Annotated in this window: 28 protein-coding genes and 1 tRNA gene; 11 read left to right on the forward strand and 18 right to left on the reverse strand. The window is 71.9% G+C overall.

Annotated elements, in window-relative coordinates; all coding sequences use genetic code 11:
• Positions 1-43 precede the first annotated feature (43 nt).
• Positions 44-970, forward strand: a complete 927-nt coding sequence (locus tag H1W00_RS07370) for an ATP-binding cassette domain-containing protein (RefSeq protein ID WP_181755052.1) — start codon at positions 44-46, stop codon at positions 968-970.
• Positions 967-1,773, forward strand: a complete 807-nt coding sequence (locus tag H1W00_RS07375; protein WP_181755054.1) for an ABC transporter permease subunit — start codon at positions 967-969, stop codon at positions 1,771-1,773. The genes H1W00_RS07370 and H1W00_RS07375 overlap by 4 nt, the downstream gene beginning before the upstream one ends.
• A gap of 126 nt (positions 1,774-1,899) precedes the next feature.
• Here H1W00_RS07375 and H1W00_RS07380 read toward each other — a convergent pair whose 3' ends face one another.
• The 3 genes from H1W00_RS07380 to H1W00_RS07390 are packed head-to-tail and all read right to left on the reverse strand — an operon-like array spanning position 1,900 to position 4,147.
• Positions 1,900-2,724, reverse strand: a complete 825-nt coding sequence (locus tag H1W00_RS07380) for a hypothetical protein (protein ID WP_181755056.1) — start codon at positions 2,722-2,724, stop codon at positions 1,900-1,902.
• Positions 2,724-3,665 (reverse strand): 2,3,4,5-tetrahydropyridine-2,6-dicarboxylate N-succinyltransferase, encoded by a 942-nt coding sequence (gene dapD, locus H1W00_RS07385; protein ID WP_181755058.1) that lies wholly within the window; start codon positions 3,663-3,665, stop codon positions 2,724-2,726. The genes H1W00_RS07380 and dapD overlap by 1 nt, the downstream gene beginning before the upstream one ends.
• Positions 3,666-3,685: 20 nt before the next feature.
• Complete coding sequence (locus H1W00_RS07390) at positions 3,686-4,147, reverse strand: tRNA (cytidine(34)-2'-O)-methyltransferase (protein WP_181755060.1); 462 nt, start codon at positions 4,145-4,147, stop codon at positions 3,686-3,688.
• A gap of 155 nt (positions 4,148-4,302) precedes the next feature.
• Between H1W00_RS07390 and H1W00_RS07395 the strand changes: the two genes are divergently transcribed.
• The 4 genes from H1W00_RS07395 to H1W00_RS07410 all read left to right on the forward strand — a co-directional run bounded on the left by H1W00_RS07395 (position 4,303) and on the right by H1W00_RS07410 (position 7,449).
• Positions 4,303-5,235 (forward strand): MetQ/NlpA family ABC transporter substrate-binding protein, encoded by a 933-nt coding sequence (locus tag H1W00_RS07395; RefSeq protein ID WP_338072852.1) that lies wholly within the window; start codon positions 4,303-4,305, stop codon positions 5,233-5,235.
• Between the two features lies 1 nt (position 5,236).
• Complete coding sequence (locus H1W00_RS07400) at positions 5,237-6,256, forward strand: methionine ABC transporter ATP-binding protein (RefSeq protein WP_181755062.1); 1,020 nt, start codon at positions 5,237-5,239, stop codon at positions 6,254-6,256.
• Positions 6,253-6,924: a methionine ABC transporter permease gene (locus H1W00_RS07405; RefSeq protein ID WP_181755064.1), complete on the forward strand. Its 672-nt coding sequence runs from the start codon at positions 6,253-6,255 to the stop codon at positions 6,922-6,924. The genes H1W00_RS07400 and H1W00_RS07405 overlap by 4 nt, the downstream gene beginning before the upstream one ends.
• 126 nt (positions 6,925-7,050) lie before the next feature.
• Positions 7,051-7,449: a hypothetical protein gene (locus H1W00_RS07410; protein WP_181755066.1), complete on the forward strand. Its 399-nt coding sequence runs from the start codon at positions 7,051-7,053 to the stop codon at positions 7,447-7,449.
• Positions 7,450-7,464: 15 nt separating this feature from the next.
• On the opposite strand, the gene H1W00_RS07415 is transcribed toward H1W00_RS07410, so the two are convergent.
• The 4 genes from H1W00_RS07415 to H1W00_RS07430 all read right to left on the reverse strand — a co-directional run bounded on the left by H1W00_RS07415 (position 7,465) and on the right by H1W00_RS07430 (position 11,818).
• Positions 7,465-8,034, reverse strand: coding sequence for an NYN domain-containing protein (locus tag H1W00_RS07415; RefSeq protein WP_181755068.1), 570 nt, complete (start codon positions 8,032-8,034; stop codon positions 7,465-7,467).
• A gap of 83 nt (positions 8,035-8,117) precedes the next feature.
• Complete coding sequence (katG, locus tag H1W00_RS07420; RefSeq protein WP_181755070.1) at positions 8,118-10,325, reverse strand: catalase/peroxidase HPI; 2,208 nt, start codon at positions 10,323-10,325, stop codon at positions 8,118-8,120.
• A 20-nt stretch (positions 10,326-10,345) separates the two neighbouring features.
• Complete coding sequence (locus tag H1W00_RS07425) at positions 10,346-10,774, reverse strand: Fur family transcriptional regulator (RefSeq protein WP_181755072.1); 429 nt, start codon at positions 10,772-10,774, stop codon at positions 10,346-10,348.
• Between the two features lie 9 nt (positions 10,775-10,783).
• Complete coding sequence (locus H1W00_RS07430) at positions 10,784-11,818, reverse strand: DUF6398 domain-containing protein (protein WP_181755074.1); 1,035 nt, start codon at positions 11,816-11,818, stop codon at positions 10,784-10,786.
• 115 nt (positions 11,819-11,933) lie between these two features.
• Between H1W00_RS07430 and H1W00_RS07435 the strand changes: the two genes are divergently transcribed.
• Complete coding sequence (locus tag H1W00_RS07435) at positions 11,934-12,371, forward strand: nitroreductase family deazaflavin-dependent oxidoreductase (RefSeq protein ID WP_181755076.1); 438 nt, start codon at positions 11,934-11,936, stop codon at positions 12,369-12,371.
• On the opposite strand, the gene H1W00_RS07440 is transcribed toward H1W00_RS07435, so the two are convergent.
• The 8 genes from H1W00_RS07440 to bcp all read right to left on the reverse strand — a co-directional run bounded on the left by H1W00_RS07440 (position 12,305) and on the right by bcp (position 21,700).
• Entirely contained in the window at positions 12,305-12,916 is a 612-nt protein-coding gene (locus H1W00_RS07440; RefSeq protein ID WP_181755078.1) for a 4'-phosphopantetheinyl transferase family protein, read from the reverse strand. The two genes, H1W00_RS07435 and H1W00_RS07440, sit on opposite strands and share 67 nt — an antisense overlap.
• Positions 12,909-16,694, reverse strand: coding sequence for a non-ribosomal peptide synthetase (locus H1W00_RS07445; RefSeq protein WP_181755080.1), 3,786 nt, complete (start codon positions 16,692-16,694; stop codon positions 12,909-12,911). Before H1W00_RS07445 ends, H1W00_RS07440 begins: the two co-directional genes overlap by 8 nt.
• Positions 16,691-17,581, reverse strand: coding sequence for an isochorismatase family protein (locus tag H1W00_RS07450; RefSeq protein ID WP_181755082.1), 891 nt, complete (start codon positions 17,579-17,581; stop codon positions 16,691-16,693). Before H1W00_RS07450 ends, H1W00_RS07445 begins: the two co-directional genes overlap by 4 nt.
• Before the next feature lie 15 nt (positions 17,582-17,596).
• The gene (locus H1W00_RS07455) at positions 17,597-19,180 is read right to left on the reverse strand and encodes an AMP-binding protein (RefSeq protein WP_181755084.1); all 1,584 of its coding nucleotides are present in this window, start codon (positions 19,178-19,180) and stop codon (positions 17,597-17,599) included.
• Positions 19,177-20,295 (reverse strand): isochorismate synthase, encoded by a 1,119-nt coding sequence (locus H1W00_RS07460; protein WP_181755086.1) that lies wholly within the window; start codon positions 20,293-20,295, stop codon positions 19,177-19,179. Before H1W00_RS07460 ends, H1W00_RS07455 begins: the two co-directional genes overlap by 4 nt.
• Positions 20,292-21,050, reverse strand: coding sequence for an SDR family oxidoreductase (locus H1W00_RS07465; RefSeq protein WP_181755088.1), 759 nt, complete (start codon positions 21,048-21,050; stop codon positions 20,292-20,294). Before H1W00_RS07465 ends, H1W00_RS07460 begins: the two co-directional genes overlap by 4 nt.
• 54 nt (positions 21,051-21,104) lie before the next feature.
• A tRNA-Leu gene (locus tag H1W00_RS07470) sits at positions 21,105-21,187 on the reverse strand.
• A 36-nt stretch (positions 21,188-21,223) separates the two neighbouring features.
• The gene (gene bcp, locus H1W00_RS07475) at positions 21,224-21,700 is read right to left on the reverse strand and encodes a thioredoxin-dependent thiol peroxidase (RefSeq protein ID WP_181755090.1); all 477 of its coding nucleotides are present in this window, start codon (positions 21,698-21,700) and stop codon (positions 21,224-21,226) included.
• A gap of 46 nt (positions 21,701-21,746) precedes the next feature.
• On the opposite strand from bcp, the gene H1W00_RS07480 reads away from it, so the two are divergent.
• From H1W00_RS07480 to H1W00_RS07495, 4 genes are all read left to right on the forward strand, one after another.
• Positions 21,747-22,016: a DUF3618 domain-containing protein gene (locus H1W00_RS07480; protein WP_181755092.1), complete on the forward strand. Its 270-nt coding sequence runs from the start codon at positions 21,747-21,749 to the stop codon at positions 22,014-22,016.
• A complete protein-coding gene (locus H1W00_RS07485) occupies positions 22,016-22,336 on the forward strand; it encodes a GroES family chaperonin (RefSeq protein ID WP_181755094.1) in 321 nt (106 codons plus the stop codon). The genes H1W00_RS07480 and H1W00_RS07485 overlap by 1 nt, the downstream gene beginning before the upstream one ends.
• Positions 22,333-23,451: an FUSC family protein gene (locus H1W00_RS07490; RefSeq protein WP_181755096.1), complete on the forward strand. Its 1,119-nt coding sequence runs from the start codon at positions 22,333-22,335 to the stop codon at positions 23,449-23,451. The genes H1W00_RS07485 and H1W00_RS07490 overlap by 4 nt, the downstream gene beginning before the upstream one ends.
• Before the next feature lie 334 nt (positions 23,452-23,785).
• Complete coding sequence (locus tag H1W00_RS07495) at positions 23,786-24,046, forward strand: hypothetical protein (RefSeq protein WP_181755098.1); 261 nt, start codon at positions 23,786-23,788, stop codon at positions 24,044-24,046.
• Positions 24,047-24,152: 106 nt separating this feature from the next.
• Here the strand turns inward: H1W00_RS07495 and H1W00_RS07500 are convergent, their stop codons facing one another.
• The 3 genes from H1W00_RS07500 to arsC all read right to left on the reverse strand — a co-directional run bounded on the left by H1W00_RS07500 (position 24,153) and on the right by arsC (position 26,509).
• Positions 24,153-25,022: an HpcH/HpaI aldolase/citrate lyase family protein gene (locus H1W00_RS07500; RefSeq protein WP_181755100.1), complete on the reverse strand. Its 870-nt coding sequence runs from the start codon at positions 25,020-25,022 to the stop codon at positions 24,153-24,155.
• Between the two features lie 10 nt (positions 25,023-25,032).
• A complete protein-coding gene (locus H1W00_RS07505; protein ID WP_181755102.1) occupies positions 25,033-26,082 on the reverse strand; it encodes an HpcH/HpaI aldolase/citrate lyase family protein in 1,050 nt (349 codons plus the stop codon).
• Positions 26,083-26,167: 85 nt separating this feature from the next.
• Positions 26,168-26,509 (reverse strand): arsenate reductase (glutaredoxin), encoded by a 342-nt coding sequence (arsC, locus tag H1W00_RS07510; protein ID WP_181755104.1) that lies wholly within the window; start codon positions 26,507-26,509, stop codon positions 26,168-26,170.
• Between the last annotated feature and the right edge of the window lie 20 nt (positions 26,510-26,529).

Below are 26,529 nucleotides of genomic sequence, written 5' to 3' on the forward strand. Positions count from 1 at the left end.
CACCGCTCGCGGACCAAACTGAACCTGACGTTAGGGTCGAGACATGCGAACCGAGACCGACATCGTCGTCGATCACCTGACCAAGCAGTTCGGTTCCGTCAAGGCCGTCGATGACCTGAGCTTCACCGTCCGTCCCGGTGCGGTGACCGGATTCCTCGGCCCGAACGGCGCCGGCAAGACCACCACCCTGCGCATGCTCCTGGGCCTCGTGAAGCCCTCCGGCGGCCACGCCCTCATCGGCGGGAAGCGCTACGAGGAGATCCACCAGCCCGGGTCCATCGTCGGTGCCGCGCTGGAGGCCTCGAGCTTCCACCCCGGCCGGACGGGCCTGGACCACCTGCGCGTCTACGCGCCCCAGGTGGGTGCCAGCGACGCGCGCTGCCACGAGCTCCTCGAGCTGGTCGGCATGACCGACGCGGCCAAGCGCCGCGTCGGCGGCTACTCGATGGGCATGCGCCAGCGCCTCGGCCTGGCCTACGCGCTGCTCGGCGATCCCGAGGTGATCCTGCTCGACGAGCCGGCCAACGGCCTCGACCCGCAGGGCATCGTCTGGCTGCGTCACCTGCTGCGCGCCTTCGCCGCGGAGGGCCGCACCGTGCTGGTGTCGAGCCACGTGCTCAGCGAGGTGCAGCACACCGTCGACGACGTCGTCATCATCGCCGGCGGACGCCTCGTGCACTCCTCGCCGCTGCAGGGCCTGCACGCCCTGGTGGAGTCCCGCGTGCGCCTCGCCGGACCCGCGCCCGACCGCATCGAGGCTCTCGCCGCCGAGCGGAGCTGGCGCAGCGAGCCGGTGGCCGGCGGCGTCGACATCATCGACGTCCCCGCGGCCGAGGTCGGCGCCGCCGCGTTCGGCGCGGGCATCGAGGTGCACCAGCTGGCCGACGTGGGCGTCGGCCTCGAGGACGTGTTCCTGCGCCTGACCTCCAGTCCCGACGCCCCGGCGTCGCGAGGGGGTGTCGCGGCATGAGCACTGCGATCCGCGCTGAAGTGCGCAAGCTGTTCACGACCCGTCTGTGGTGGCTGCTGGCTCTCGTGCTGGTGGCGTACCTCGTGTTCATCGGCGCCGTGATGGCGTTCTCGTTCACGGTCGACACGGGCGATACCGGCATGACCGGCGCCGGGCCCCTGGCGGAGGGGGAGGAGCTGGCGAAGCAGATCTACTCCCTGACCAGCCCCATCGGCTACGTCTTCCCGCTCATCATCGGCAGCCTGCTGTTCACGGGCGAGTTCCGGCACAAGACGATCACCGCGTCCCTGCTGGCGCAGCCGAACCGCTCGGTGCTGATGGCGGCCAAGCTGGTCGCCGGCCTCGTCGTCGGCGTCGTGTACGGCGTCATCGGGACCCTGTCGACGGTGCTCGGCGCCGCACCGATCCTCGCGTGGCGCGGTGACGGGGCGTACCTCGGCTCGAGCGACGTGCTGGTGCTGCTGGGCATGTCCGTCGTCGTCATGACGATCTGGGCCGTCCTCGGCACCGCGGTCGGCAGCGTGCTGACCAACCAGGTCGCCGCGATCATCGTGATCCTGGCGTTCACGCAGTTCATCGAGCCCATCGCGCGCGTGGCGCTCGGGGCCTGGGATGCCACGTCGGAGGTGGCCAAGTACCTGCCCGGCGCGGCGGCCGACGCCGTCATGGGCTCGAGCTTCTTTGCGAGCGACGCCTCGGCCGACCTGCTGTCGCGGGGCGCCGGCGCCGCCGTGCTGCTGGTCTACGTCGCGGTGTTCGTCCTCATCGGGCGCCTCGTCACCCTGCGTCGCGACGTCGGCTGAGCGGCCGCCCGAGCTCCCCGGGTCACCCGGCCCCGCTCCACTTGTGGAACGGGATCCACCGTCTGCCAGCGCAGGAACGTGGATCCTGTTCCAAAAGTGGGCAGGGGGGAGCGGGAGAGGCCGGCGTCAGCGACGGACGAAGCGCACCTCGGTGCGGCTGGCGTCCTCCGTGGGCTCCCAGCCGGGCTCGCTCTGGCCGGCCTCCCAGCGCATGTCGTCGAACGTGACCTCGCTGATGCGGAACTCGGTCGAGTTCGCGACGAGGAACTGTGCGAGCGCCCAGCCGCGTGCGTCAACGTCCTCACCCGTGAGCGCGATCGCGCTCTGGCCCGACGACGGGTCGGTGTCCACGCGCACGCGGCCGAACGCCGCGTTCAGGTAGTCCTCGAGGTCCGCGGAGGTGCTCGACTCGGCCTTCAGGTCGGTCGCGCAGGCGAACGCGGCGGGGGAGAAGCCACGCAGCGACGAGGCCAGCACGCGCGCGTCGGCCTCGTGGTCGGCGTAGGCGTCGGGGAATCCCGAGCGCTGCACGGCCTGGGCCGCGTCGGTGATCTCCATCGACTCGTAGTCGTCGAGCTTCTCCAGCGCGTCGTAGAACTTCGTGATCGAGTACTGCGGGTCGAGGATCTGCTCCACGGTGCCCCAGCCCTGCGAGGGTCGCTGCTGGAACAGTCCCACCGAGTCGCGGTCGCCGTAGTCGATGTTGCGGATCTTCGACTCCTGGTAGGCCGTCGCGATGGCGATCGTGGTGGCCCGCGGCGGCAGCCCCCGCTGCTGGGCCTTGGCGGCCATGAGGGACGCCCACTTCGCCTGCTCGAGGTCGACCTCGACCGTGCGGTCGCCGACCGTGGCCACGCAGAAGCCGCTCGCGTCGGTGCCGCTCTCGAAGACCTTGAAGACGACGAGCACGAGCGCCACCGTCGCGACGACGGTGGCGACGATCCAACGCATCAGTTGGCGTGCAGGTCGGCGTTCAGCTCGACGCCGGTGCGGCCCCCGCGGGGACGCGCCTCGATGGCGCCGGTCTGGCTGTTGGTCAGGAAGAGGATGCCGTCGGAGCCGGACAGCTCGGCGGCCTTCACCACGGAGCCGTCGGGCAGGGTGACCTTGGAGCCGGCCGTGACGTAGGTGCCCGCAGCCACGACGCAGTCGTTGCCCAGCGAGATGCCGATGCCCGCGTTGGCGCCGATCAGGCAGCCCTCGCCGACGCTGACGACCTCCTTGCCGCCGCCGGAGAGCGTGCCCATGATCGAGGCGCCGCCGCCGACGTCGGAGCCATTCCCCACGACGACGCCGGCCGAGATGCGGCCCTCGACCATCGCGTGCCCGAGCGTGCCGGCGTTGAAGTTCACGAATCCCTCGTGCATGACGGTGGTGCCCTCGGCCAGGTGCGCGCCGAGGCGCACGCGGTCGGCGTCGCCGATGCGGACGCCGGCGGGGACGACGTAGTCGGTCATGCGCGGGAACTTGTCCACGCTGGTGACCGCGACGGTGAGCCCGGCGGCACGGGCGCGGGCGCGCACGTCCTCGAAGTCCTCCACCGGGCACGGGCCGATGGTGGTCCACACGACGTTCGTGAGGAGTCCGAAGACACCGTCGAGGTTCTGCCCGTGCGGCTGCACGAGGCGGTGCGACAGCAGGTGCAGGCGCAGGTAGACGTCGTAGGCGTCGGTGGGCGCGGCGTCCAGGTCGGCGATCTCGGTGTGCACCACGCGGGTCTCGACCCCGCGGATCGCGTCCTCACGAGCGGCGGCCACGAGAGCGGACGGCTCAGTGGTGGTCTCCGGCGCGGAGCCCAGCAAGGGCTGCGGGTACCAGACGTCGAGGACGGTGCCTTCGGGCGTGACGGTGGCCAGGCCCCAGGCGTGGGCGGATCGGGGGGAGTCGCTCATGCCCCAAGGCTATCGAGCGGTCACACCCCGCCGGCGAACCCGTGCTGCCGCCAGGCCTCGTAGACCGCGATGGAGGCGCAGTTGGCCAAGTTCATCGACCGGCGCGACGGCAGCATCGGCAGCCGGAGCCGGTCGGTCACGCGGTCGTCGGCGAGGACATCCTCGGGTAGGCCGGTCGGCTCGGGCCCGAACAGCAGCACGTCTCCGGGCTCGTAGGCGACGTCGGCGTACCCCGTGGTGGCGGCCGTCGTGAACGCGAACACCCGCGCCGGCAGCAGGGCGTCGTAGGCCTGGTCGAGCGTCTCGTGGACCGTGACGACGGCGAGGTCGTGGTAGTCCAGGCCGGCGCGGCGCAGCTTGCTGTCCTCGAAGTCGAACAGCGGATCGACCAGGTGCAGGTGGCTTCCGGTGGCGGCGGCCAGCCGGATCGCGTTGCCCGTGTTGCCCGCGATCCGCGGCTCGAAGAACAGGATCCGGAACACGGACCCACAGTAGGCGCTATCACTTCCACGACGGTGCGGACGTCCGTTCTTGATGGGTGAGACGTGGTCGAAGGGGCGTGTGGGACCTGCCTACGGTCGTCGTGGCTCCCCCCACAAGGACCGGGGCCGTCGCACCACCGAAAGGAACCACCACCGTGTCCGACCAGAACTCCCCCCTCATCGAGGCCCCCAAGCGCCGCGGACCCGCGATCGCGCTGGCGGTCGTCGTGATCGCCGTCATCGGCGCCCTGATCGCCTTCGCCCTGACCCGGGGCGGCGACAGCGCCGGCAGCGACCTCGACAAGGTCAAGCTGGGCGTGGTGGGCGCGAGCGACCCGTACTGGAAGACGCTCACCGAGGAGGCCGAGAAGGAGGGCATCGACCTCGAGGTCGTCGACTTCGCCGACTACGCCCAGCCCAACCCGGCGCTGACCGAGGGCGAGATCGACATCAACCAGTTCCAGCACATCGTGTACCTCGCGGACTACAACGTCGCCAACGACCAGGACCTCGTCCCGCTCGGCGCCACCGCGATCTACCCGCTGGGCCTGTACTCGCAGAAGGTCGACTCGGTCGAGGAGATCAAGGCCGGCGACACCGTCGTCGTGCCCGACGACGACAGCAACCAGGCCCGCGGCCTGCTGATCCTGCAGTCGGCCGGGCTCATCGAGCTCAAGGACGGGGGCTCGATCTTCTCGACCCTCGCCGACGTCGACGAGAGTGCCTCCAAGGTGAAGGTCAAGGCCATCAAGGCCGACCTGACGCCCACCTCGCTGCCCGACGTGACCGCCGCGATCGTCAACAACGACTTCGTCGAGAAGGCCGGCCTCAAGTTCTCCGACGCCATCGCGCAGGACGACCCGGCCGACCCGAAAGCGCTGCCGTACGTCAACATCTTCGCCGTCCGCGCCGAGGACAAGGACAACGCGACGTACAAGAAGCTGATCGAGGTCTACCAGAACAGCCAGCCCGTCCTCGACGGGGTCCAGGAGGTCTCGGGCGGTACCGCGCAGCTGCTGAAGACGCCGACCGCCGACCTCCAGGCGTCGCTGGCCGACGTCGAGGCGGACACCCGCGCGCAGGGCTGACATGGCACTGGTCGAGCTGCGCGACGTCCACAAGACGTTCGCGCCGACGAAGAAGGGCGGCGCCCCGATCGAGGCGATCCGGGGCGTCGACCTCGACGTCGAGGCCGGGGAGATCCACGCGATCGTCGGCTACTCCGGCGCGGGCAAGTCCACCCTGGTGCGACTCGTCAACGCGCTGGAGCAGCCGACGTCCGGCAGCGTCACGGTGGACGGGACGCGGCTCGACCAGCTGGGCGAACGCGACATCCGCCGGGTCCGGCAGGGCATCGGGATGATCTTCCAGCAGTTCAACCTCATGCGGTCGCGCACCGTGTGGGGGAACCTGGAGTTCCCGCTGAAGCTCGCGGGAGTCGACCAGGCCGAGCGCCAGCGCCGGATCTCCGAGCTGCTCCACTTCGTCGGTCTCGCCGACAAGGCGCACGCCTACCCCGAGCAGCTCTCGGGCGGGCAGAAGCAGCGCGTCGGCATCGCCCGTGCGCTGGCCACGAACCCGTCGATCCTGCTGGCCGACGAGTCGACGAGCGCCCTCGACCCCGACACGACGCGCGAGGTGCTGTCGCTGCTGCGCAAGGTGAACGAGGACCTGGGCATCACGATCATCGTCATCACCCACGAGATGGACGTGGTCCGCACGCTGGCCCACCGGGTGAGCGTCATGGAGCACGGCCGCGTCGTCGAGTCCGGCGACGTCGCCGAGGTCTTCGCCCGCCCGCGCGAGCAGGTGACGCGCCGCTTCGTCGCGACGCTCGTCGACGAGGTGCCGCAGGGCGCCGAGCTCGAGGCGCTCCGCGAGCGCTTCGGCGGCCGGCTGCTCGTGGTGGACGTCGAGGGCCACACCAGCCAGGCGGAGGTCTTCGCGGCGCTCGCCGCGCGCGGCGTCTCGGTCGAGGTCGTCCAGGGCGGCGTGAACCGCGTCGGATCGGCCGTCTTCGGGCACGTGACGCTGTCGGTGCACGGGGATGACGTCGATGCCGCGGTCGCCCAGGTGGGCCGCCTCGAGGGCGTGGAGGTGCTCGCATGATCGCCACCGACACCAACCTTCCCGAGCTCTGGCCGCTCATCGCCGAGGCCACGTGGGAGACCGTCTACATGGTCGCGATCACGGTCGCGATCGGTGGCGTCCTCGGCCTCGGCGTGGGGCTCGCGCTCTACGCCACCCGCTCGGGCGGACTGTTCGCGAACCGCGTCGCGTTCACGGTGCTGAACGTCGTGGTGAACTTCTTCCGCCCCATCCCGTTCGTCATCTTCATCGCCGCGGTCCAGCCGCTGGCGCGCGTCGTGGTGGGGATCGGGATCGGCAACAAGGCGATCATCTTCGCGATGACGCTCGCGGCGATGTTCGGCATCGCGCGCATCGTCGAGCAGAACCTCGTCACCGTGGAGCCCGGCGTGATCGAGGCGGCGCGGTCGATGGGTGCGAGCCGGCTGCGGATCCTCACGACCGTCGTCGTGCCCGAGGCCCTCGGGCCGCTGATCCTGGGCTACACGTTCGCCTTCGTGGCCATCGTCGACATGAGCGCCATCGCGGGCGCGATCGGCGCCGGCGGCCTGGGTGCCTTCGCGCAGCAGTACGGCTACCGCCAGTTCGACACCGTGGTGACCTGGACCGTCGTCCTGATCATCGTGGCCTTCGTCCAGGTGGGGCAGTTCCTCGGCAACACGCTGGCGCGCAGGGTCCTGCGCCGCTGACCACGGCGTGCCGGTGAGTGGGGTTGACTATCACCCGATCGACCACATCCTGAGACGGTCCGCCCCGTTTGGTTGCACATGAATGACTGAAGTCCCATTCACGAGCACCGTCCGGAGGTGACCGTCATGACCGAGCCGATCCGTCGCCCGGTGTCGCAGCTGCGCGCCGGCGACCTGATCGCCCTCGACGACGAGGAGACCGCCCTGGTGGTGTGTGCCGTGTCGCAGCCGCTCGGCGCGAGCCGCCGCGTGGAGCTGGCCGATGCCGCCACCGGCCGGCCGGTGCCGTGGGTGCGGCTCGACCTGCACGACGCCGTGCTGACGCTCCCGGGCCGGGCGCGGTGGGTCGTCGCCACCGACGGGCAGGGCCGCGCCGAGCAGCTCGTCGCCGGCGACGACTTCGAGGCCCCGGTCGGCGACGGCCGGTCCTACGCCTGGTGGCCGGTGGAGGTCGATCCGCTCAGCCGGCCGGGCTGGGAGGAGCTCCGCCGGGGGCCCCGCCGGGACGAGGCCTCGGCCGCCTGACCAGCGGCCGCGCGGTCAGAGGAAGTCGCGCGGGTCGAACTCGTCGATCGGGATGATCCTGATGCGCGGCAGCGGCACCGTGAAGGCGTCGACGTCGTGCTCGAGGTCGAAGCACTCCAGGCCCCGGGGGACGAGCGCGGCGAAGCGGGAGTTGCGGAACTCCTCGAAGCCGAGCACCGCCACGCGCCGCGACCCGCTGACCAGCGCCTCCACCTGGGGAACGAAGTCGCCGTCGTTGCTGGCGAGCATCACGTCGGCCTCGCGGCGGGCGATCTCCTCCAGCGTGCGCTGGATGGCCAGGTCGACGACCTTCTGGTCGGACGCGCCCGACAGCGGCACCGGGCGGTAGCCGATCGAGGTCAGCGCCTGCACGAACGGCATCGGCAGCTCGGTGTCGACGGCCAGGAAGAACAGGCCCTGGACGGGCTGCTCCCAGAGGTCCTCGGCGAAGCGCAGGAGGCGGTCCCAGCGCGGGCGCTCCTGCGGCTGGGGGCGACGCCCCAGGATCGACATGCCGAGGGTCGCGTCGATGTTCTCGCCGTCGACCAGGAGGTAGGTCTGGTTGCCGGGGGCGCTCTGGTTCACGGTCCGACCCTACGCGGCCCGCCGGCGCCCCAGGAACGCACGACGCCCCCGGGAGATCCCGGGGGCGTCGTGGCGGACGTGCCTCAGACGAGGTCGTAGCGGTCCAGGTCGACGACCTTGGTCCACGCGGCGACGAAGTCCTTGACGAACTTCTCCTTCGCGTCGGCGCTCGCGTAGACCTCGGCCAGCGCGCGCAGCTCGGAGTTCGAGCCGAACACGAGGTCGGCGCGGGTGCCCGACCAGCGGCCGTCCTTCGTCGCGAACTGCGTGCTCGTCGAGTCGGTGGCGGTCCACTCGGTGTCGATGTCGAGCAGGTTGACGAAGAAGTCGTTCGTCAGCGTGCCGACCCGGTCGGTGAGCACACCCAGGTCCGAGCCGTCGTAGTTCGCACCCAGGACGCGCAGGCCACCCACCAGCACGGTGGTCTCCGGCGCGGTCAGGGTCAGCAGGTTCGCCCGGTCGATCAGCTCGTACTCGGCCGGCATGCCGCCCTTGCCCTGGTAGTTGCGGAACCCGTCGTGACGCGGCTCGAGGTAGCCGAAGGACTCGACGTCGGTCTCGTCGGCGCTCGCGTCGACGCGGCCCACGGTGACCGGCACCGTGATGTCCACGCCGCCGTCACGAGCGGCCTTCTCGACCGCGGCCGCACCGGCGATCGCGATGACGTCGGCCAGCGAGACGTTCTTCTCGTAGTCGTCGGCGACACCCTGCAGGACCGACAGCACCTTCGCGAGCTGCGCCGGGTTGTTGACCGCCCAGCCGTTCTGCGGGGCGAGGCGGATGCGGGCGCCGTTGAGGCCACCGCGCTTGTCGCTGCCACGGAAGGACGACGCGGCCGCCCAGGTGGTGGAGACGAGCTCGGAGACGGTCAGGTTGGTCTCGAGGACCTTCGCCTTGAGCGCGGTGACGTCGGCGTCGCCGATGACCTCGCCCTCCCACGCCGGCAGCGGGTCCTGCCACAGGAGGTCCTCCTGCGGGACCTCGGGACCGAGGTAGCGGGCCTTGGGGCCCATGTCGCGGTGCGTCAGCTTGAACCAGGCGCGGGCGAACGCGTCGCCGAAGGCCACCGGGTCGTTCTTGAACCGCAGCGAGATCTCGCGGTAGGCGGGATCCTCGCGCAGCGCGATGTCCGACGTGAGCATGCGGGGCTCGCGACGACCGGTGCCGTGCGCCTCGGGGACCATGTCCTCGCCCATGCCGTTGACCGGACGCCACTGGTGCGCACCGGCGGGGGACGTGAACAGCTCCCACTCGTAGGCGAACAGGATGTGGAAGAACTCGTTGTCCCAGCGCGTCGGGTGGTAGGTCCACGTGACCTCGATGCCCGACGTGATGGTGTCGGCGCCGTGGCCGGTGCCGTGGGTGTTCTTCCAGCCCAGCCCCATCTGCTCGATGGGCGCGCCCTCGGGCTCGGGCTGCAGGTGGTCGGCCTCGGCCGCACCGTGCGTCTTGCCGAAGGTGTGGCCACCGGCGATCAGCGCGACGGTCTCCTCGTCGTTCATCGCCATGCGGCCGAACGTCTCGCGGATGTCGCGCGCGGAGGCCAGCGGGTCGGGGTGACCGGCGGGGCCCTCGGGGTTGACGTAGATCAGGCCCATCTGCACCGCGGCGAGCGGGCTCTCGAGGTCGCGGTCGCCGCTGTAGCGGTGCTCGTCGCCCAGCCACTCGGTCTCGGCGCCCCAGTAGACGTCCTGGTCGGCCTCCCACACGTCCTCGCGACCACCGGCGAAGCCGAAGGTGGAGAAGCCCATGGTCTCCAGCGAGACGTTGCCCGCGAGGATCATGAGGTCGGCCCAGCTGATCTTCTGGCCGTACTTCTGCTTGACCGGCCACAGCAGGCGGCGGGCCTTGTCGAGGTTGACGTTGTCCGGCCAGGAGTTGAGCGGGGCGAAGCGCTGCTGGCCCGCGCCCGCGCCGCCGCGACCGTCGGTCACGCGGTAGGTGCCCGCGCCGTGCCACGCCATGCGGATCATGAACGGGCCGTAGTTCCCGAAGTCGGCGGGCCACCAGTCCTTGGAGTCGGTCAGGACGGCGGCGATGTCGGCCTTCACGGCGGCCAGGTCCAGCGACGAGAACTCCGCGCGGTAGTCGAAGTCGTCGTCCATCGGGTTCCGGACGGGGGCGTTCTTGGCCAGGATCTGCAGGTTCAGACGCTCGGGCCACCACTTGCGGTTGGCGTCACCGACCGTGGGGGCCGGGAGCTGGTTGTGGACGACGGGGCACTTGCCCTTCGCCTCGTCCGGGTCGTTGACCTCGGCGAGAATCGCGTCGTCGTGGTTCTTGTCAGACATGCTGGTCCTTTCGGGGTTCTTCAGGCGTTCGTGGAGGAGCAGGAGGGGCACAGGCCCCAGAAGACGACCTCGGCCTCGTCGATCACGAAGCCGTGGTCCTCGGCGGGAGTGAGGCACGGGGCCGCACCGATCGTGCAGTCGATGTCGACGATCCGGCCGCAGGACCGGCACACGAGGTGGTGGTGGTTGTCGCCCGTGCGGGACTCGTAGCGGGCCACGGAGCCGGCCGGCTCGATGCACCGCACGAGGCCGGCGTCGGTCAGCGCCTTCAGCGCGTCGTAGACGGCCTGGTGCGAGAGCTCGGGGATCGACAGGCGGGCGTGCTCGATGATCGTCGAGGTCTCCGCGTGCGGGTTGGCCGCCACGGCCTCGAGGACCGCCGTGCGCTGACGCGTGACCCGCAGTCCGGCGTCGCGCAGCGACTGCTCGGAAGCGGGGGAGAGGGTCATGGCTCCACCCTAGTGAGTTTTCTTGAATGGATCAAGAAAAGATGCCGGCGCGTCCTCTCCGATGAAGGTGGGTGCGCGGCGGTCTCGCTCTGTCACGATCCGTTCCCGGCGCCGAGCGGTCAGCAGTCGGGCGTCCCCGACCCGGACCCGGTCGCCGAACTCCGCCGACCAGCACTGGGAGCCGCCCGCGGCCCGCAGCATCGAGCGCGCGGGACTCGACACCTCGCTGCGCAGTCCGAACCGGGCGCTGAGGTCCTTGGCGGTCATGAGCCGCTGTCGGCCGGGGCCGAGGTCGTCGTTCGCGCGCAGGACGATCCACGCGATCGCGGCGGCGCGGCGTAGCAGCGGACCGCGGCGCAGCGGGCGGGGGTCGCGTCGCGCCACGGTGGCGGCAAGGCGCCGCATGGCGGTGCGGTGCTCCACGGTGAGCCACTGGTCGGCGCACGAGTCGAGCAGCGGCACCAGGTCCTCGAAGACGGGCACCAGCGTGCCGGGAACCTCGGTCCAGCCGAACGGCTCGTCCGGCAGCGGGGTCGTGTCGAGGTGCTCCAGAGCGGTGAGGTCCCCGACGAGATCGGCGAGATCCTGCAGGGGGTGCGTGGGCTCGGCGTACGCCCAGCGCATCGCCGGTGTCTGCCAGCCGTCGGCGCCGATGAGGCGCAGGAACTCGGGTCGGAGTCGGTCGATCGTGCCCAGGGTCTCTCGGGTCTGCTCCACCGGAACGTCGTCCCGGTGCGCGAACTCGATGAAGTCGCCGAGCAGGTCGGGCAGGAGGCGCAGCTGGTCGGGAGCGTTCATCGGTGGCTCCTCGAGTGACCGTCCCAGGACGTGGTCGGCGTCGCTCGGCATCCATCGCCACGGATCGCCACCACGACGCACGTGGTGACCGATCGTGTCCTCGAGCAGGTCGAAGCACGGCCCGTAGGGGTAATCGCGAATGCGCGGCTTGCGCAAGAACTCGTGAGCGGCCATCCGTGCGTACGAAGGGTCGGGGGCAGGCGGCGTGGGCAGGTCGGGCAGCGCGCGGAGGTGGCGATCGGTCATGGGTGGTGACCGTAGGCGCGGAGTCCGACAGCCCGGTCGCTCGTCCACAGCGACTCGTCGCGGACGTCGGTCCGGCGTGCTTTGCTGGGACCACACCGACGCACGAGGAGATCAGATGCCACTGACCGGAGAATACGAACCGAGCACGTCCGAGTGGGCGCGCAAGCAGGCCGAGACCTTCGAGGCGACGGACGGCCGCGAGGCCAACACGCTCAAGGGGGTGCCGATCATCGTGCTCACGAGCGTCGGCGCGAAGTCGGGCAAGCTCCGCAAGACCGCGCTGATGCGGGTCGAGCACGACGGCGACTACGCGGTCGTCGCCTCCAAGGGCGGACACCCCGAACAGCCGAACTGGTACTGGAACATCAAGGGGAACTCGCACGTCGAGCTGCAGGACGGCGCCGAGAAGAAGGACTACCGCGCCCGCGAGCTCGACGGCGACGAGTACGAGACCTGGTGGGAGCGCTCCGTGGCCGTGTGGCCCGACTACGCCGAGTACCAGAAGAAGACCGACCGGAAGATTCCCGTGTTCGTTCTCGAACCGATGGGCTGAGCCGTCCTCGAACCGATGGGCTGAGTCGTGCTGGAGCCGATGGGCTGAGTCGCGCTCGACACGGTCGCCGCACCGTCGCGCCACGTCCGCAGGTCGAGGCCGCGCACGGTGCTCGCCAGCACGTCGAGCGAGCCCGCCTCGTCGAGGTCGGCCACCCCGGCCTTGACGAGGGCCTCCTTGCGCGTCCACAGGTGGGTGAAGTCGCCGCCCGACGCCACCCACCGGGCCTCGGACCCGGTGAGCGCTCGGCGCGGGGGCGGCGCGGTCACGCGCGGCTCCACGTCGATCCCGCAGGGACCGTGGGCGGCCAGCGCCACGACGTGACCGTGCGCGTGCGACCAGCTGACGCCCACCTCGGGATGGTCGACGACGAAGGGCCGTCCGTGGTCGTCCGCGTCGCACGTGGGGCACCTCTGAGCGAGGCGCACCTGCGACGCGGGGATCGTGAGGAGCTCACCGACGCACGCCCGCGCCAGGTCGCGGGCAGCGGTGAACGTGGCGCGGTCGACCGGGTCGGCCAGCCGGTCCCGGCGCGCACTACGCATCGGCCACCAGCGCGGCGATGATCCCGCCGACCTCGTGCGCGACCGGGGCCCGCACCAGGTCGCCGTGTGACACGTCCACGGACACGGAACGCAGGTCGCCGCTCACGTACGGTCGCCAGCCCTCGGCCCAGAGCCAGTCCTCGGGGCGGGGCCGCGCCGCGACCACGACGGGCGCGTCGCCCTCGAGCACGGCGTGCTGCGAGGGCCGCGTGATGCGCGCCGCCTCCGCCACCGAGGCCAGGCAGCCGGCGAGGGCGCGCTCGGGCAGCCGGCCGACGGCGCTGCCCGACTCGCGCAGCATCCGCACCGCCGTCTCGCGGTCGAGGTCGGTGCCACCCGGCCACTCCAGCCCGCCGAGCCGCAGGACGCCGCGCAGTGCCTCCGCCTCGGTGGGATCGGGGAGGTGCCGCCACTGGTCGGCGGGGTAGGCGTCGAGCAGGACGACCGCTCCGACCTCCTGACCGTCGGCACGCGCCTGCGCGGCCACGGCGTGGGCCGCCATCCCGCCGAGCGACCAGCCCGCCACGTGGAACCGGCCGGTGCCGACGATCTCGCGGATCGCGGCCAGCTGACGCTTGGCCAGGGACTCCAAGTCGTCCACGGGCTCGGGGGCGCCCTGCTCGAGACCGGGAGCCTGGATCGTGTGCACGCCGATTCCCGGCGGGAGCGAGGGCAGCAGCGAGGCGTAGCACCACCCGAGGCCGCCGGCGGGCGGCAGCAGGATCAGCGGCGCCACGTCGGGTGCGCCTCGCCGCAGGGTCAGGACCTCGCCGGTCTCGGCGGCCGATCCGCCGGAGGCCACCCGGCGTGCGAGGCGCGACGGGGTGGGCGCCTCGAAGACGTCGGCGAGGCGCAGCTCGACCCCGAGGTCCGACTCGATCCGGTCGAGCAGCCGCAGGACGCGCAGCGAGTCGCCGCCGAGGGCGAAGAAGTCACGGTCGGCGCCCACCCGCGGCAGTCCGAGGACGTCGGCGAAGGCGGCGCAGACCCGTTGCTCCAGCAGTCCGGACGGCGAGTCGCCCTCGACGTCGACGGGCGGCTCCCACGACTCGACGATGGCCTTCCGGTCGACCTTGCCGCTGGTGGTCAGCGGGACGGACGGCACCCGGATCCAGTGGTGCGGCAGCACCGAGGCGGGCAGCGTCGCGGCCGCCCGCTCGCGCAGGTCGTCCACCGTCACGGAGTCCGCTGCCGCGAACCACACGACGAGCAGGTCGTCGACCAGCGCGGCGGCGCTCGCCTCGACCAGCCCGGCCACGGCCGCCTCCACCTCGCCGAGCTCGATGCGCTGGCCCCGGACCTTGACCTGGTCGTCGACGCGTCCGAGGTAGGTCAGTGCTCCGTCCGGTCGCCACGCGGCCAGGTCGCCGGTGCGGTAGAGCCGGTCGCCGTGCGTGCGCAGCGCTGGCGGCGCCTTGACGAAGCGCTCGGCCGTGAGGTCGGGGCGCCCCACGTACCCCTCGGCCAGCTGCACGCCCGCGAGCCAGAGCTCGCCCGGAGCGCCGACGGGGCGCGGGCGCATCCGGTCGTCGAGCACGAAGCACGCGGTGTTCCACACGGGCCGTCCGATCGGCACGGTGGCCTCGTCCGGGGCGCACTCCCAGCCGGTGACGTCGATCGCGGCCTCGGTGGGCCCGTAGAGGTTGATCGGCGGCACCCCGAACGCCTCGACGCAGCCGGCGACCAGGTCGGGCGTCAGCGCCTCGCCGCTGGTGACCACGTGCCGCACCGGTGGCGTCGCGGCCGCCGCGACCCCGTCGGCGAGGTGGGCCCGCAGCATCGACGGCACGAAGTGCAGCACGTCCACCTCGTGCCGGGCCACGAGGTCGGCGATGGCGCGCGGGTCGCGGTGCGCCCCGGGCGGCGCGATGACGAGTGTCGCGCCGGTCTGCAGCGGCCAGAACAGCTCCCACACGGACACGTCGAACGAGATCGGCGTCTTGTGCAGCACGCGGTCGCCCGGCCCGAGCGGCAGCCGGTGCTGCATCCAGGCGAGGCGGTTGTCGATGGCGCGGTGGCCCACCAGCACGCCCTTCGGACGTCCGGTGGAGCCCGACGTGAAGAGCAGGTACGCCGGGGCGTCGGGGTCCTCCGGCGTCGGCACGGAGGAGGAGCCGGCCGGGGCGTTGTCGTCGGGTCCGAGCACCGTACGGGCGCCGGCGTCCTCGATCATCGACGCGATGCGGGCGTCGGGGAGGTCGGTGTCCAGTGGCAGGTACACGGCACCGAGCAGCGCGATCGCGTGGACGGCCTCGATCAGCGCGGTGGAGCGCTCGAGCGCGACGCCGACGACGTCGCCCGGGCCCACCCCGCGCGCTCGCAGGTCGGCGGCCACCGCCCCGGCGCGCCGGGCCAGCTCCGCGTACGTGCACGTCGTCTCTTCGTCGACGACCGCGACCGCCTCGGGGGTGCGGGCCACCTGGTCGAGGAAGCACCGGCCGAGGGTCGCTGACTCCCGGTCGACGTGGGTGGCGTTGAACCTGTGCACGACCGCATCGAGCTCGTCCGCGGTCGTCAGCGCCAGGTCCCTCACGCGTGTGCCACCCGGGGCCGCCGCCCACGTGTCGAGCCACGCTGCGATGCGCTCGAGGTGGCTGCGAGCCTCGTCCGGTCCGTAGAGCCGGGGGTTCGCGTCGATCTCGAGCCGGACCGAGCGCCGCCGGCCCGGCGTGCCGCGCAGGCAGACGGTCATGTCCTCGACGGGCCCGGCCGTGAGGTTGCGGACGGAACCGCGCGCGTCGCCGAACCGCAGCGACAGACCGAACGGCACGAGGTTCGCCTGGACGCCGAACAGCTGGCGCCCGTCCGTGCGCAGGACGCGGGCGAGGTCCTCCTGCCGGTGAAGGGGGTGGGCGCGGACCTCGGCGTGGTCCTGCGCCACGGCGCGGACGGTCTCGGCCACGGTGCCCAGCGCCGGCACCCGCACCGGGAGCACGTTCATCGCGGTGCACGCGGTGGTGGCGGCTGGAAGGACCCCGGCTCCCGGGCGCGTGCGGTTCATCAGCGGCACCCCGAGGCGCATCTCGTCGGTCCCCATGAAGCGGGCGACGTAGGCGCCGAGGGCCGCCACGAAGAGGTCCGGCCAGGACTCGCCGAGCCGCGCGGACGCCTCGACCAGCCGGGCCTGGGCCGCGTCGTCGAGCGCTCGGCTCGCGCGCAGCGCCCGGGGTGCGGGCGAGGCCTCGCGTCCGGCGGGGGAGACGACTCCGGTCATCGCGTCGAGCCGCGCCTGCCAGAAGTCGTCGTCGGCGACCGCCTCCTGGTCGATGCGGTCGGCCTCGACGAGGTCGGTCAGGGGGACGGGCGCGACGGGCTCGGCACCGTCGTACAGGTCGGCCACCCGGCGCAGCAGCTGCTGGGCTCCGTAGCCGTCGAGGACCACGTGGTGCGCGGCGTGGTACCACCAGCAGCGACCGTCCCTCAGCGTCAGCAGCGCCGTGCGGCAGGGCCCCGTGGTGAGGTCGATCGGGCGGGCGAGGTCCGCGTCGAGCCACGCCTCGGCGGCCGCATCGTCGGGCACGTCGACGACGGCGAGCCCGTTCTGCGCCTCCCCGACGCGTTGTTCCGGCCCGTCCGGGGTGAGGCGGAAGACCGTGCGCAGCTGCTCGAACTCGGCGTACGCCGCCTCGACCGCCGCCGCGAGCCGGGCCGGGTCGACCGGTGCGTCGAGCTCGACGACCTCCGCGGTGGTGTGGCACGGGTTCGACGGATCGAGGTGGTGCGCGAAGAACAGCCCGCGCTGCGCGGAGGTCAGCGGCAGCCAGCCGGAGTCGGTCACCGCCGGGCCGGCATCCGTCCCTGCTCCAGCAGGAACGTCAGGGTGGGACGGCGGACCAGCTCGCCGAAGTCGATGTCGACCCCGGCGTCGGCGAGGTCGTCGAGCAGCTCGAAGGCCTTGAGCGACGACAGGCCGACCGCGAAGAGGTCGGCCTCCGGGTCGGCCAGTACCGAGGCCAGGGCCGAAGGCGGCAGCGCTCGCGCGAGCGACTCCCGCACGACCGCCTCCCAGCCCGACGTCTCGGCGACCGGAGCGAGCCGGTCGACCACGGCGTCCGTCAGCGTCACGACGCCGCACGAGTCGGCGACGATGTCCAGGGCCCTGACGTGCTGCTCGTGGGTGAACGCGGCGATCGCGTCGGCGGGCACGAACGGGTGCACCTCGCGCTGGAACGCGTCGAGGGCGGTGGCCGTGATGCCGATGTGGGCGTACACGCCGGTGATGACCAGCTGGTCACGCCCGGCGGCTGCCAGCTGCTCGGCCAGGTCGGTCTTGACGAAGGCGCTGTAGCGGCGCTTCGTGACGAGACGGTCGCCCGGAGCGGGCGCCACCTCCGGAACGATCGCGGTGTCCGAGGCGACGGCGCGCATCCCCGGGCCCCACAGGTCGCCCTGCAGGCCGCGGTCGGAGTGGTCGCCGTCCTGGGCGGTGTAGAAGACGGGCACCCCGGCGACGCGGGCCGCTGCGAGGATGCGCGCGGTGCCGTCGAGGGTCGTCGTCAGGGCCGGGCACGCGCGGTCGAAGGGGCGCAGGAAGTACTCCTGCAGGTCGTGCACGAGCACCGCGGCGCGCGCGGGATCGAGGTCCCAGCGCGCCTTGCTGTCCGGCAGCACACGCGTGGGCGGCAGGGGCGCCGCGTAGTCGATGAGGGTGGGCAGGGCGGTCATCGAGGTCTCCTGGGGTCAGGCCGACCAGCGCCGGGCCAACACCCGGCGCAGGTCGCGGCGGCTGTTCTTGCCGACGTGGGTTTCGGGCAGGGCGTCGAGGAAGCGGAACTCGTCGGGAAGCTTGTGGGTGGCCAGGCCGGCGGCGCGCAGGTGGTCGGCGAGGTCGGTGGGCTCGGGGCGCCCGGGCTCGATCCGCAGCGCGACGCAGAGGCGCTCGCCCAGCAGGTCGTCGGGCACGCCGACGGCCACGGCGTCGAGCACATCGGGATGCGCGAGCAGCGGGGTCTCGATCTCGTCGGGACCGATCTTCTCGCCGCCGCGGTTGATCTGGTCCTTCTCGCGTCCGGTGACCACGAGGTGCCCGGACGGGAGCCGGCGCACGAGGTCGCCCGTGCAGTAGAAGCCGTCCTCGGTGAAGCTGTCGCGGTCGGCGGCCTCGGCGCGGTAGTAGCCGCGGATCGTGTACGGGCCCCGGGTCTGCAGCCGGCCCTCGTCGTCCACCCGCACCTCGTCGTGGTCCGACATCGGCCGGCCCTGCGTGGTGAGGACGACCTCGTCCGGGTCGTCGGGACGGGTGTAGTTGACCAGGCCCTCGGCCATCCCGAACACCTGCTGCAGGCGGCCGTGCAGGACGGGCTGCACCTGGGCGGCGACGGCATCGCTCAGCCGGGCGCCGCCGACCTGCACCAGTCGGAGGCTCGACAGGTCGGGCTCGCGCCGCCGGGCGGCCGAGATCCAGGCCTGGGCCAGTGGCGGGACGAGCGGCACGATGTCGACGCGCTCGCGCTCGATCAGCGTGAACGCGGTGCGCGGGCTGGGGTCGCGGGCGAGGACGACGGTGCCGCCGGCGTGCCAGACGCCGAGGACCCCGGGCGAGCTCATCGAGAAGTTGTGCGAGACCGGCAGCGGCACGAGCATCACCGTCGTCTCGTCGAGCTCGCAGATCGTGGCCGAGCGCCGTACCGAGTAGAGGTAGTCGGCCGCGGTGCGCGGGATCAGCTTTGACAGACCCGTGGTGCCGCCGGAGAGCTGCAGGAAGGCCACGTCCTCGGCGCTCACGCGCTCGGGTGCGTCGGGCGCCGCCTCCTCGGTGAGGTCCCAGCCCGCGACGTCGACGAGCGTGGGCGGCTCGACAGTCACGTGCGCGGCCACCTTGCCGTGCAGGTCGACCGCGTCCGTGTCGGTGCCGCACAGCACGAGCGCGGCGGCGTCCGCGACGTCGCAGAAGTGCGACAGCTCGGTCTCGCGGTGGGTGGGCAGCGCGAACACGGGCAGGGCCGCCAGGCGGAACAGACCGAGGACGACCGCGGCGTACTCGACGACGTTCGGCAGGGCCACGACGACACGGTCGCCGGGCGCGACCTCGGCGCGACGCAGTCGGCGGACCGCCGCGTCCGCCTGCCGGCCGAGCTCGGCGTAGGTCCACCGGTGCTCGGTGCCGTCGGCGTCACGGCCTACGACCGCGGTGCGGTCGGCGAACCGGCTGGTGCGGTCGGCCACGAAGTTCGCGAAGGTCTCGTCGGTCCACAGGCCGAGGTCGCGGTAGCGCTGCCGGGCCTCCTCGGGCCAGGATCGGACCGGTGCGAGCGGCGACCTCACAGCCCCCCCGCCCGCGTCATCGTGCTGAGCTTGGCGGCCGTCTCGTCGGCCTCGGCCAGCGGATCCGACCCGGCCACGATGCCGGCGCCGGCGAACAGCCGCAGGCGCTCGCCGTCGAGCACCCCGGCGCGGATCGTCACGGCGAGCTCGCCGTCGCCGTCGCCGTCCATCCAGCCGACGAACCCGCCGAACGGACCGCGGAGTCCGGGACCCTCGAGCTCGTCGATCAGGTCGGTGGCCTCAGGCGTGGGGACGCCGCCCACGGCGGGGGGCGGGGGCAGGAGCTGGGCCAGGTCGGGCGCCGTGAGGTCCTCCGGGGCGCGCAGCCGGCCGCGGATCGGACTGGCGAGGTGCCACATGGAGTCGGTGGCGAGGACCTCCGGAGCGGCCGGCACCTCGAGCCACTCGCACGCCGGTCCCAGGGCCGCGGCGATGTGGTCGACGACGAAGGCGTGCTCGGCGAGGTCCTTCGCCGAGTCGGCGAGGGCGGCGGCGCGCCGGGAGTCCTCGTCCGGGTCGGGGGAGCGGGGCACGGATCCGGCCAAGGGGGTGCTGGCAATCTCGACGCCGCGGCGCCGCACCAGCAGCTCGGGGCTCGCGCCCACGAGCCACGGCGCCTCGGGCCGGTCGTCGAGCGGCAGGCTGAAGACGTACCGGCCGGGCCGGCGGTCCAGCAGGGTGGCGGTGACCTCGGCGGGCGACAGGGCGGGGCTGCTGTGCCCCTCGAGGCACCGCCCCCGCACGACCTTGGCGACGTCGGCGCCCTCGATGCGGTCCAGGGCCGTGGCGACGAGGTCGACATAGGCCGAGCGGTCGGGCTCCGGCACGACGTCGTGCACCCGCACCTCGACGGGGGAAGGCTCGGCGCGCCCGAGTGCCCGTGGGGTCACCAGGTGGGCCACGACCGGGCCGTCGGCGCGGAAGGCCGCGCTCACGACGGCACGCTCGCCGGGCTCCAGCGCTCGAATGACGCGGCAGGCGAGGTCGGGGTCGCCGGTGCGCGCCTGCAGGGTGCGGCGCACCTCGTCGGCGGCGAAGGGATCGGACCCGGCGAACACGAGTGGCGAGTGGCGCAGTGCCGAGGCCGAGCGAGTGGGCTCGAGGGTGGGGTTCACAGGGAGGCGCCTCCGTCGACGAGGATCTGCTGGAGCGTGATGTGGCGGGCGTCGGGTGAGACGAGGAACGCCACCAGCGCGGCGACGTCATCGGGATCGGCGATGCGTCGCAGGGGAATGCCCACGCGGTAGGCGCCGGGGTCGCCGTCGAGGGCCGCCCGCCGGCCGGCTCCGGGATCGGGCCACAGGTCGCGCTGCATGGCGGTGTCGGTAGAGCCGGGCTCGACGACGTTGCAGCGGATCCCGCGCGCGGCCAGCTCGAGTCCAGCGGCGCGCACCAGGGCTGCTGTGGCGGCCTTCGACGCCGAGTAGCCGAGCATCCCGGTACGCGGCACGCGGGCCGCGTTCGAGCCCACGACCGCCACGGCACCGCCGTCGAGCAGGTGCGGCTCCGCTGCCTGCAGGCAGTGCAGGACGCCGGTCGTGTTGACGTCGAAGTGGCGCTGCCAGTCGGCGGCGCGCGTGTCGCGCAGGCCGCCCGGGACGAGCACGCCGGCGGCGCACGCCAGCGCCTCGAGGGGGCCGAGGGCGTCGGTGATCGCGGCGACGGCACGTCCGACCTGGTCGGCCGAGCGGACGTCGGCCACCTCGGCGTGGGACGAGCCCAGTCCGGCCGCCGTCGCGGCCAGTCCCTCGGGATCGACGTCGATCAGCCCGAGCGTCCAGCCCGCGGCGCCGAGCCGCTCGGCGACGGCGCGTCCGATGCCCGACGCAGCGCCCGTGACGAGGGCGGTCCGCCCCCCGGTGGATTTCATACGACGATGGTAAGGCAAGCCTTAACTACGTCGTCAACGGGGAGGACCGCCGAGTGCCGGTGACAGGACTTGAACCTGCACGCCCGTGAGGACACCAGGACCTAAACCTGGCGCGTCTACCATTCCGCCACACCGGCAACTGGCCCCAGCGTAGGGCCGGGGCGGGCGACGCCTCAGGCGGCGTCGAGCCCCAGGTCGCGCCGCAGCTTCGCCACGTGCCCCGTGGCCTTGACGTTGTACTGCGCCACCTCGACGCGGCCCTCGGCGTCGATCACGAAGGTCGAGCGGATGACGCCCTCGACGACCTTGCCGTAGAGCTTCTTCTCGCCGAAGGCCCCGTACGCACCGAGCACCTGCTTGTCCGGGTCGGACAGCAGCGTGATGCCCAGGCCGTCGCGCTCGCGGAACTTCGCCAGCTTCTCGGGCTGGTCGGGGCTGATGCCCAGCACGTCGAACCCCTCGGCCTGCAGGCGGTCGAGGGAGTCGCTGAAGTCGCAGGCCTGCTTCGTGCACCCCGGCGTCATGGCGGCGGGGTAGAAGTAGACGATCACGCGACGACCCCGCAGATCGGAGAGGGTCACGGTCCTCCCGTCGTCGGTGGGGAGGGTGAAGTCGGGTGCCGGATCGCCGGGCTGCAGTCGGGTCGTCATGGGCACTATCCTGACAAGGCATCCCGCACCGATCGAGAGGACTCCCGTGGCACGAGGACATGCGGAACCCGCCCAGACGTCCCCCGACGTGATCGTCGACGAGCTGGAGGTGCTGCTGACGCGCTTGAGCGGCAACATCGACGAGCTCGTCGACCGTGTCAAGCCCGCCAACGTCGCCAAGCGACAGGTGCAGCGCATCAAGGAGTACTTCGTCGACGAGCAGACCGGCCCGCGGTACGAGCACATCGTCCCGGTGGTCGTCGGCACAGTCGGCACGATCGCCGGCTTCGCGGTGCTGCGCCGACTCCTGAAGTGATGGACGCCAAGCTCCCGATCCGCATGCTGCACGACCGACTCCTGGTTGCGCTCGACACGGAGGCGGGCGACCGCCGCTCGTCCGGTGGCATCGTCATCCCCGCCACGGCGGCGATGGGCCGCCGGCTGGGGTGGGCCCGGGTCGAGGCCGTCGGGTCGCAGGTCCGCGCGGTCGAGGTGGGCGACCGCGTGCTGTTCGACCCGGAGGACCGCGCCGAGGTCGAGGTGCGCGGCGAGAGCTTCGTCCTGCTGCGCGAGCGCGACCTGCACGCCGTCGCGTCCGAGCGCATCGACGAGGGCCAGACCGGCCTGTACCTGTGACCACCAGCGACCGGCTCCCGTTCCGCCGGTTGCGCCTGCCCCACTCCGACGTCTCGGTCCGCGACCGCCTCGAGCGGGTCCGCCGCAGCTGGCGCCTCCTGCTGCGGCTCGCGGTCGCCACCGGCGCCTCCTACGCCATCGCGACCTACGCGTTCGGTCACTCGCAGGCCTTCTTCGCGCCGATCGCGGCGGTCATCGCGATGATGGCCGGCGCGGGCCGTCGCCAGCGGGTCGTCTTCGAGCTCGTCCTCGGGGTGGCCTTCGGCGTGCTGGTCGGCGAGCTCTTCATCCTGGCCATCGGCCGCGGTGCCTGGCAGATGGCGCTCATCGCCTCGCTGACCGCGATCGTGGCGATGCTGTTCAACCTCACGGGGATGGCGCTGACCCAGGCGATCAACTCGGGGGTGCTCCTGGCGGCCGTCGTGCCGCTCGCGGGGACCGCCAATCCTGCGGTCACCCGGTTCACCGACGCGCTCATCGGCGGGCTGTGCGGGTTCGTCATGATGCTGCCCCTGCCGCGCAACCCCCGCCGCGACATCGACGAGAGCCTCCAGAAGCTGCTGGCCGGGCTGGCCGAGGTGCTGACGCACGTCGGCGACGCCATGCGGACCCACGACGTCTCGGTCGCGGAGAAGGCACTCACCGAGGCCCGCGAGGCCCAGCCCGTCATCGAGTCCCTGCAGGCCACGGCCACGAACGTCAGCGAGATCGCCCGGCTCGCGCCCCTGCGCTGGAACCAGCGCGCCGATGTCGCGCGGTACGCCGGAAGCGTCAACGACCTGGACAACGCGCTGCGCGACGCGCGGGTGCTGGCTCGCCGCGTCGCCTCGATGCTGCGCCACGGGGAGCAGGCGCCCGAGCGACTCACGGAGTCCGTGGAGACGTTGGTGACCGCCGTGCGGATCTACGCCGACGAGTTCGCCTCGGCCGTGGACCTGGAGCGGGCGAACGAACGTCTGGTCCACGCCTCCGACCTGGCCATGCACGCGATGGGCGACCGGCTCACGATCAACACCGCCTCGATCGCCGCCCAGGTGCGGTCGCTGGCGGCCGATCTGCTGATGGCCGGGGGAGTGCCGCGCGCCGCTCTCGACGACCTCCTGGACGTGGACTGATGGAGCCGAGACACCTGCTCGAGGAGCTGCGGCGACGGCTCGGACTACCGGGCCCGGAAGAAGATTCCGAGAAACACGCGGAAGAACCCTCGACAGAGGACGACTGACTCCACTATCTTCGATGAGTCGCTTCGATCGAAGTGACACAGCACACATCAGGAGGTGAGCCCCGATGACCAAGTTCTTCGCGCTCACGAACGCCCCCGGGCGTCGCTCCGTCGTGTTGCTGACCTAGTCGATCCTTTTCGACACGTATCACCAGCCGCTTCGGACGCTCGTCCGGAGCGGCTCTTCTTTTGCCCACCATCCCCACGAATCAGAAAGGAGGCGCGTCATGACCACGACTCTCACCCACCTCATGCCCGCGAACACCACTGCCCCGACCACAGTCCCGAACCCCGGGACCGTCCACGCGGAGGCGACCACGGGAGAGGAGGTGACCTCCATGTCGTTGTTCGAGTTCAAGAGTCAGCCACGACCGCGCGCCGACCTTGATCGAATCGTGGTCCTGGAAAGGATGAAGCAGCGCCGTCGCGCCGAGCGCCATGCGTCTGCTGTCTACAGCCAGGTCTGGGGCATTCGCGCCAACCGGTGAGCATCGCCGGTCGAGTAGCTTGCGAGCGCAGCGAGCGGCGTATCGAGACCACGTCACGTGATCTCGATACGCCGCCTCGCCAGCTCGGCGGCTACTCGATCGTCTTTCAGCGGCCCTGCAGGGCCTCGGCGTAGGCCAGGATCCGCTTCGCGTCGCGGATGTGCAGCTCCTCGATCATCTTGCCGTTGTACGTGGCCACGCCCTTGTTCTCGGCGGCGGCCTCGTCGAACGCGGCGATCATGCCCTCGGCACGCTCCACGTCGGCCGCGCTGGGGGCGAACGCCTCGTTGGCCGGCTCGACCTGCGAGGGGTGGATGAGCGTCTTGCCGTCGAAGCCCATCTCGCGACCCTGGCGCGCCTCGGCGGCGAAGCCCTCGGGGTCCTTGACGTCGTTGTAGACGCCGTCGATGACGACCTTGCCCGCGGCGCGGACGGCCAGCAGCGTCCAAGCCAGCGACGTCAGGACGACGGCGTTGCGGCCGGGCACGTGCAGGCCGTACGTCTCGTTGACGATGTCGTTCGTGCCCATGACGATCACGGTGAGGCGCTCGTGCGCGGCGGCGATCTCCTCGGCGTGCAGCAGCGCCTTCGGCGTCTCGATCATGGCCCACAGCTGCGTGGACTCCGGCGCACCGGCGGCCTCGATGGCAGCCACCAGGTCGCGCACCTGCTCGGCCGACTCGACCTTCGGCACCAGGATCGCGTCCGGCCCGGCCTGGGCGGCCGCGGCGATGTCGTCGTCGTGCCACTGGGTGCCGATCGAGTTCACACGGATGGCGAGCTCGCGGTGGCCGTACTCCCCGGAGGTCACGGCGGCGCATACGTTGGCGCGGCCGGTGTCCTTCGCGTCGGGGGACACCGAGTCCTCGAGGTCGAGGATCAGCGCGTCGGCGTCGATCGACTTGGCCTTCTCGAGCGCGCGCTCGTTGGCGCCGGGCATGTAGAGGACGGAACGGCGGGGGCGGATCTGCGTCATCTCAGGCTCCTCAGAGGTCGTAGGCCGCGGCCAGGTCGGCATCGCGCTCGGCCAGGGACTTGGCCAGGTCGAGCATGACGAGGCACTGCTTGCAGGAGGCGTCGTCCTCCATCTTTCCGTCGATCATCACCGCGCCGGAGCCGTCGCCCATCGCCTCGACGACGCGCTTGGCGTGCGCGACGTCCTCGGGGCTGGGGGAGAAGACCTTCTTGGCGATGTCGATCTGCACGGGGTGCAGGCTCCACGCGCCGACGCAGCCGAGCAGGAAGGCGTTGCGGAACTGGTCCTCACACGCGACGACGTCCTTGATGTCACCGAACGGGCCGTAGAACGGGAGGATGTCGTTCATCGCGCAGGCGTCGACCATGCGCGCGATCGTGTAGTGCCACAGGTCCTGCTGGTACGTGGTGCGGCCCACGGTGAGGTCCTCGCCGGTGGGGTCCTGGCGCACGATGTAGCCGGGGTGCCCGCCGCCGACGCGGGTGGTCTTCATGCGACGGCTGGCGGCCAGGTCGGCCGGGCCGAGGCTGATGCCCTGCATGCGCGGGCTGGCCGCGGCGATCTCCTCGACGTTGGCGACGCCCTCGGCGGTCTCGAGGATGGCGTGCACGAGGATCTGGCGGTCGAGGCCGGCGCGGGCCTCGAGCTGGGCCAGCAGGCGATCGACGTAGTGGATGTCCTGGGCGCCCTCGACCTTCGGCACCATGATGACGTCGAGCTTGTCGCCGATCTCGGTGACCAGCGTGATGATGTCGTCGAGGACCCACGGGGAGTCGAGGCTGTTCACGCGGGTCCACAGCTGCGTGTCGCCGAAGTCGGTCGCCTTCGCGATGTCGACCAGGCCCTGGCGCGCCGCTTCCTTCTTCTCGGTCTTCACCGCGTCCTCGAGGTTGCCGAGGATGATGTCGACCTTCTTCGCGATGTCCGGCACCTTCGCGGCCATCTTCTCGTTGCTCGGGTCGAAGAAGTGGATCATCCGGCTCGGGCGGAACGGGACGTCGGAGCTGGGCTTCGGGGCGCCGACGGCGAGCGGACGCAGGAAGGCACGGGGATTGCGCACGGGAACTCACTTCCGTGGGAGTCAGGGTCGGGGCCAGTATGGCGCGCCGGGTGAGAGGCGGCGCGACGGGTCCGGAATCCGAGGGTCAGAGGATCTCGTCGACCGAGTCGATCGGTCGGGCCAGTCGGGTGCCCTTGTCGGTGACGACGAAGGGCCGCTCGACGAGCACCGGGTGCTCGACCATCGCGGCGAGGATCTGGTCGTCGGTGGCGTCGGCGAGGCCGAGCTCGGCGTAGTGCGGGTCGCGCTTGCGGACGGCCTGGGCCGGGGTGAGCCCGGCGGCGGCGAACAGGTCGCGCAGCTGCTGCTCGGTCCAGCCCACGTCCACGTACTTCACGACCGTCGGCTCGATCCCGGCCTCCCGGAGCCGGTCGAGCGTCTTGCGCGAGGTCGTGCAGCGGGGATGGTGATAGATCGTCGCGTCCACGCCTCCGACGGTACCCACCG

The sequence above is a fragment of the Aeromicrobium phoceense genome (genome assembly GCF_013868155.1).
Taxonomy (GTDB): Bacteria; Actinomycetota; Actinomycetes; order Propionibacteriales; family Nocardioidaceae; genus Aeromicrobium; species Aeromicrobium phoceense.

Bases quoted from the DNA above. Each gene is read 5' to 3' on its own strand.
- H1W00_RS07370 (WP_181755052.1), top strand. From the start codon at position 44: ATGCGAACCGAGACCGACATCGTCGTCGATCACCTGACCAAGCAGTTC.
- H1W00_RS07375 (WP_181755054.1), top strand. From the start codon at position 967: ATGAGCACTGCGATCCGCGCTGAAGTGCGCAAGCTGTTCACGACCCGT.
- H1W00_RS07380 (WP_181755056.1), bottom strand. From the start codon at position 2,724: ATGCGTTGGATCGTCGCCACCGTCGTCGCGACGGTGGCGCTCGTGCTC.
- dapD (WP_181755058.1), bottom strand. From the start codon at position 3,665: ATGAGCGACTCCCCCCGATCCGCCCACGCCTGGGGCCTGGCCACCGTC.
- H1W00_RS07400 (WP_181755062.1), top strand. From the start codon at position 5,237: ATGGCACTGGTCGAGCTGCGCGACGTCCACAAGACGTTCGCGCCGACG.
- H1W00_RS07405 (WP_181755064.1), top strand. From the start codon at position 6,253: ATGATCGCCACCGACACCAACCTTCCCGAGCTCTGGCCGCTCATCGCC.
- H1W00_RS07410 (WP_181755066.1), top strand. From the start codon at position 7,051: ATGACCGAGCCGATCCGTCGCCCGGTGTCGCAGCTGCGCGCCGGCGAC.
- katG (WP_181755070.1), bottom strand. From the start codon at position 10,325: ATGTCTGACAAGAACCACGACGACGCGATTCTCGCCGAGGTCAACGAC.
- H1W00_RS07425 (WP_181755072.1), bottom strand. From the start codon at position 10,774: ATGACCCTCTCCCCCGCTTCCGAGCAGTCGCTGCGCGACGCCGGACTG.
- H1W00_RS07430 (WP_181755074.1), bottom strand. From the start codon at position 11,818: ATGACCGATCGCCACCTCCGCGCGCTGCCCGACCTGCCCACGCCGCCT.
- H1W00_RS07435 (WP_181755076.1), top strand. From the start codon at position 11,934: ATGCCACTGACCGGAGAATACGAACCGAGCACGTCCGAGTGGGCGCGC.
- H1W00_RS07440 (WP_181755078.1), bottom strand. From the start codon at position 12,916: ATGCGTAGTGCGCGCCGGGACCGGCTGGCCGACCCGGTCGACCGCGCC.
- H1W00_RS07450 (WP_181755082.1), bottom strand. From the start codon at position 17,581: ATGACCGCCCTGCCCACCCTCATCGACTACGCGGCGCCCCTGCCGCCC.
- H1W00_RS07465 (WP_181755088.1), bottom strand. From the start codon at position 21,050: ATGAAATCCACCGGGGGGCGGACCGCCCTCGTCACGGGCGCTGCGTCG.
- bcp (WP_181755090.1), bottom strand. From the start codon at position 21,700: ATGACGACCCGACTGCAGCCCGGCGATCCGGCACCCGACTTCACCCTC.
- H1W00_RS07485 (WP_181755094.1), top strand. From the start codon at position 22,016: ATGGACGCCAAGCTCCCGATCCGCATGCTGCACGACCGACTCCTGGTT.
- H1W00_RS07495 (WP_181755098.1), top strand. From the start codon at position 23,786: ATGACCACGACTCTCACCCACCTCATGCCCGCGAACACCACTGCCCCG.
- H1W00_RS07500 (WP_181755100.1), bottom strand. From the start codon at position 25,022: ATGACGCAGATCCGCCCCCGCCGTTCCGTCCTCTACATGCCCGGCGCC.